At 53.6% G+C, this 5295-nt stretch carries 4 protein-coding genes and 1 tRNA gene; all 5 read left to right on the forward strand.

What is annotated here, in order from left to right; all coding sequences use genetic code 11:
* The coding region (gene aroF / locus ACETWG_09240) for a 3-deoxy-7-phosphoheptulonate synthase (GenBank protein ID MFB0516769.1) at positions 1-863 on the forward strand (863 nt) is incomplete at its 5' end.
* 297 nt (positions 864-1160) lie between these two features.
* Complete coding sequence (locus ACETWG_09245) at positions 1161-2102, forward strand: MBL fold metallo-hydrolase (protein ID MFB0516770.1); 942 nt, start codon at positions 1161-1163, stop codon at positions 2100-2102.
* Between the two features lie 217 nt (positions 2103-2319).
* Positions 2320-3741, forward strand: a complete 1422-nt coding sequence (locus ACETWG_09250; protein ID MFB0516771.1) for an FAD-binding oxidoreductase — start codon at positions 2320-2322, stop codon at positions 3739-3741.
* 22 nt (positions 3742-3763) lie between these two features.
* Positions 3764-4951, forward strand: coding sequence for a pyridoxal phosphate-dependent aminotransferase (locus ACETWG_09255; protein ID MFB0516772.1), 1188 nt, complete (start codon positions 3764-3766; stop codon positions 4949-4951).
* Positions 4952-5164: 213 nt separating this feature from the next.
* A tRNA-Ser gene (locus ACETWG_09260) sits at positions 5165-5254 on the forward strand.
* The last annotated feature ends 41 nt before the right edge of the window (positions 5255-5295 follow it).

Genomic DNA, 5295 nt, shown 5'->3' on the forward strand with positions numbered 1-5295 from the left:
ACATCTTCGCTCTGCTCCCTGGAGTAGAGAGCGTAGTCCGGATTATGAAACCCTATAAGCTCGCCTCCCGCGAATTCAAACCACAGGACAGCGTAGTTTCCATTAACGGGATTGAGATCGGGGGCAAGCATATTGTGGTTATGGCAGGGCCCTGTGCTGTGGAAAACGAAGAACAGCTCATGAAAGCGGTCAGCGCTGTGAAAAAAGCAGGGGCTTGCATTGTGCGCGGCGGTGCCTTCAAACCACGCACCTCCCCCTTCAGCTTTCAGGGGCTGGAGAAGGCCGGCTTGGAGTTGCTGGCGAGAGCTAAGGAGCATTTCAACATGCCTGTAGTTACCGAGGTAGTGGACCCCCACGATGTGAGCTTGGTATCCAAGTATGCGGATATCCTTCAAGTCGGGGCACGAAATATGCAAAACTTCGCCCTGCTGACCGAGATTGGTAAGAGTAAGCACCCCGTCTTGCTGAAACGGGGGTTCTCATGCACCGTTGCTGAATGGCTTACAGCGGCCGACTATCTGCTAGCAGAGGGGAACAGCCAGCTTATTTTATGCGAAAGAGGTATCAGGACCTTTGAGACCAGCGCTCGCTTTTCTCTCGATGTATGCTCCATACCCGTGATTAAAAGATCCAGCCACCTTCCTCTAATCGTCGATCCCAGCCATGCTGCCGGTCACTACGCCCTGGTTCCAGCGATAGCTAAGGCAGCCATAGCTGCGGGTGCCGATGGGCTCCTCATCGAGGTTCACCCCAACCCCAAGGAAGCCCTCATAGATGGACTTCAGTCCCTTACTCCATCGGACTTTACCAGATTGATGAAGGAGCTTGGGCCAGTTGCAAAATCGGTAGGCAGATACATCTAGTCAGGCCTCGAAGTATCGGAGGCTTGAGTCTTCCTCTCCTGACCTAGTAGCGCAACAAGTAATCAAGCAAGGTTACCTGGGGAAATAGAATTGACCTTTTTACGACTCCCAGCGCAGGAAGGGATAGGTCTCGTCGTCAAGGCAACCGGTATTCTTGACAGAAGCAGCTGTGTTTGGTAACCTTGAACCCGTTTCTTTAGGAGTTTCCTCAGAGACTCTGAAGCCCGGATAAGGCTGCACTTCTCAGGGTTTCTTGTTTAGCTAGGAACGACCGAGTTTAATAAGGATGGAGATTACATGACTGACAAAAGGTACAGCAACATCAGCATTACCCCTAATTTCTACCAATTAGGCACCCCGTCTTTCCCCGCCTACCTGTCCCTGGGAGATGATGGGATGATTATCGAAGGGGGAACGGGGGCTACCTTCGCTATCATCATTAACCAGTTAAAGGAACTGGGTATTGAGCCGGAGCGCATCAAATACCTCTTCCTGACCCACACCCATGCCGACCACATCGGGGCAATACCTCGCCTGAGAAGAATATGGCCTCATCTGAAGGTTGTAGCCAGCCCAGTAGGAGAAAAGCTGTTGACTAGGCTGGTCACAAAGGAGGAGGCGCTTAAGGAGTTCATCACGACGGACCGTGATATCGCCGGGATTATGCTCTCCAAAGGCGAGATTGACGCCGTCCCCCCCGAGCTGGATAACTATACCTTTGGTGTGGATATGGTGGTTAAGGAGGGTGACCGACTTGACCTCGGCTCAGGAGTATCGTGGGCTGTCTATGATACCCCGGGGCATTCGCCGTGTCATATCTCCCTGCACAATGAAAGAGAGGGGACACTGGTCATCGGAGACGCCACCGGATTCTACGCGCCCGAAAAGGATATTTTCTGGCCCAATTACTTCAGCTCTCTTGAGGCCTACTGCGACAGCATCCGGAAGCTCGCATCACTGCCGGCCCAGAGAGGAGCTTTATGTCACAACGGTGTTATTGAAGGCGGGGTCAAACGTCATTTCCAGAAGGCCCTCAGGGCTACGGAGTCCTACCATCGGGAGATGATGGCCAGGCTGGACAGGGGGGAAGACCCTGATGAGATTGCCCTGGAGAGGGCAAGGTGGGTGGTCACCTTTACCGCTCTGCTACCATTTGAGGGAATAAGGGCACTGACCACACTGCTGCTCAGACGTTCTCAGTCCGCAGTCGTCAGTGAAGGCCTGTTAGCCATCCCGTAATGGATAATATAACTATGGAGCTGTGTAGCGGCGTGGTAGCGCATAATCCCATAGCTGTTGACATCTTCAAGGCCAGAGTTTCCGGCGAGGTAATCATACCCCCCGTCCACAGCTCACCGAGGCCTATGGGGCTGCCTTCATCGCCCGCGAATCACCCGGTTGATATGTCGGCATGGCCGGTAATATACTCAGATAGCACCAAGCTGGAGAGAAAGTAATGCCGGAAGGACAGCCGGATACTAGAAGCAATTACGGCCGGGTTACTGATGAGGTTGTGGCCCGGCTGGCCGACATAGTCGGCGATAAGAACGTCCTGACGGGAGAAGTGCTGGAGAACTACTCCCGCGATGAGATGCCCGGGAAAAGGTCTTTCCTCCCCGAAGTAGTGGTAAAACCTGAAAACAGCCGTTCCGTAGCCGAAATACTGAAACTGGCTAACCAGAAGGTCATCCCGGTTACTCCCAGAGGGGGAGGGACTGGTCTCTCCGGAGGGGCAGCCCCCATCTACGGAGGTATCGTCCTCTCACTGGAGAAGATGAACCGCATATTGGAGATTGATAAGGCCAACTTTGTGGCCAGCGTCGAGGCCGGCGTTGCCCTCTCCGATTTACTCAAAGCTGCGAGCGAGCAGGGACTCTATTATCCACTATACCCCGGCGAGGCCAGTGCTGCCATCGGTGGCAACGTGGCGACCAATGCCGGCGGAATCAATGCCGTGAAGTACGGCGTTACCCGGCATTTTGTCCTAGGACTGGAAATAGTGCTGCCCAGCGGCGAGATAATCCAGACGGGAGGTAAGTTCGTTAAATGCTCTACCGCCTACGACCTGACACAGTTAATCATCGGGTCAGAGGGCACCCTAGCGGTGATTACCAAGGTCCTGCTGAGGCTGGTTACCCCCCCGGGGAAGACGGAAATACTCTTCATTCCCTTCCACAACCTTCATGCTGCCATAAGCTCTGTCCCTGACATACTGCAGCGGGGGATACTCCCCGCGGGCATAGAGTTTATGGAGAGAGATATGATCAAACTGGCCGAGCAGTATACGGGTAAAAAAATTCCCCTCCATGACCATGAAGCCTTTCTTATGATTTTTGTGGAGGGGGAAAATGACGAGGAGATTCACCGGCAGGCCAATGAAATCGGCTCAATCTGCCTGAACAATGGTGCCGTTGATGTCTTTATGCCCACCGGCAGCCGAGCCAAGAGGAACCTGCTGGAGGCCAGGGAGAAATTTTACTATGCCCTGCAGCAATTCGGCATGCTGGACTTCGCCGATGTCGTTGTGCCCCGGAGCAACATAGCAGAGTTATTGGAGACAGCACACCGGATGGGAGAAGAGCACCAGATACCCATCATCGCCCTGGGCCACGCCGGGGATGGCAACGTACACCTGACGCTGATGGGCCAGGCAAGAGACGAAGATGAGCCAACGGTAAAAGAGCTTCTCAACAAGCTCTGTCAGGTGGGGGTGTCGCTGGGTGGCACGATATCCGGGGAGCACGGCCTTGGCTTTGCCAAAAAAGATTATCTGCCTATAGCTGACAGTGCCGGTAAGATAGAGTTAATGAAAAAAATCAAGAGGGCGTTTGATCCTAACGGTATTATGAACCCGGGCAAGATTTTCAGCCCGGAGTAACCGGGCAGAATGGAGACCAGCAATGGGACTCTCCGACAGAATTAAGGCAAGTATGGCCGAGAGCTCCTGGATAAGGCGCATGTTTGAGGAGGGGACAATCCTCAAACGGCAGCACGGCGACGAGAATGTCTTTGACCTGTCCCTGGGCAACCCGGTGATGGAACCACCACCGCAGTTCCACGAGGAACTGCGGAAGCTGGCCAACAACCCCCAGCCAGGAATGCATCGCTATATGCCCAATGCCGGCTACCGAGAAACCCGCGCCGCTGTGGCCGAGCATTTCTCACAGGTGAGCGACGTCAGCTTCTCAAGCGATGACATAATTATGAGCTGTGGTGCCGCCGGTGCCTGCAACGTTGCCCTGATGACCCTGCTCAATCCCGGTGATGAGGTCATCATCTTTGTGCCCTACTTCGTGGAATACATAAACTACATTGAAAACTATGGGGGCATCCCCAAACTTCTGCCCACGGACGAGCATTTCCTGCCTAAGCTTGACGCTTTTGAGGCTGCCATCGGCCCCCGAACCAGAGTGGTGATAGTCAATTCCCCCAACAATCCCACCGGTGCGGTCTACGATGCCGCGCTCCTTCAAGCTCTCAGCAACAGCATCAGAAAAAAGGAGGCCCAGTTCGGTGCCCCCATCTACATCATCAGCGACGAGGCCTACCGCCGACTTGTCTACGATGGCATAAAGTTCCCCTTCCCCCTGCAACACCACGCCAACTGCATCACCATAGCCTCGCACTCAAAGGATCTGGCACTGCCCGGTGAGCGAATCGGCTACATAGCGGTACACCCCGAGTGCGCCGACCATGAAGACCTGCTCAACGGCCTGACCTTCTGCACCAGAACACTGGGCTTCGTCAATGCCCCGGCACTGATGCAGAACCTGCTGCGCCATCTGCAGGGCGTCGGTGTTTCTATTGCCGAGTACCAGAAAAAGCGCGACCTCATCTACAACGCGCTTAGCGGGATGGGTTATTCCATAGTCAAGCCTCAAGGGGCCTTCTACGTTTTCCCACGGACTCCCATTGCTGACGATGTTGCCTTCGTCGAGGAAATGCTGGAGCATCTGGTGCTGGTGGTGCCAGGAAGTTGCTTTGGCTCGCCCAGTTATTTCCGCGCCTCCTTCTGCGTTGACAACGATACTATAGAGAGCTCACTGGACGCCTTCAGTAAACTTGCCCGCAAATACCGGATTGGCTAGCGCCGTTATAAAATACTACCAAAAGAAAAATGAGGCCTCGGTTGCGTTTACTATGGACGTCTATTCCCATATAATAGAGGGGATGCAATCAGATGCTATGGCGTTATTAGATGAAGTTTTACCGGTAGTTAAAATGGCACGCCTCATAAAATTAACGCCAATTTAACGCCAACTTATAGCATTATGTTAAGTACTAATTGAAATATAGATTTGGGAGGGGTGACCGAGTGGTTTATGGTGGCGGTCTTGAAAACCGCTTTCGCCTTTTCGCGAACGTGGGTTCGAATCCCACCCCCTCCGCCAGTTGGAAAAAGAAAGATTTGACTCGTCCACTGCTACCTATT

The sequence above is a fragment of the Candidatus Neomarinimicrobiota bacterium genome (genome assembly GCA_041862535.1).
Taxonomy (GTDB): Bacteria; Fidelibacterota; Marinisomatia; order SCGC-AAA003-L08; family TS1B11.

Bases quoted from the DNA above. Each gene is read 5' to 3' on its own strand.
- ACETWG_09245 (MFB0516770.1), top strand. From the start codon at position 1,161: ATGACTGACAAAAGGTACAGCAACATCAGCATTACCCCTAATTTCTAC.
- ACETWG_09250 (MFB0516771.1), top strand. From the start codon at position 2,320: ATGCCGGAAGGACAGCCGGATACTAGAAGCAATTACGGCCGGGTTACT.
- ACETWG_09255 (MFB0516772.1), top strand. From the start codon at position 3,764: ATGGGACTCTCCGACAGAATTAAGGCAAGTATGGCCGAGAGCTCCTGG.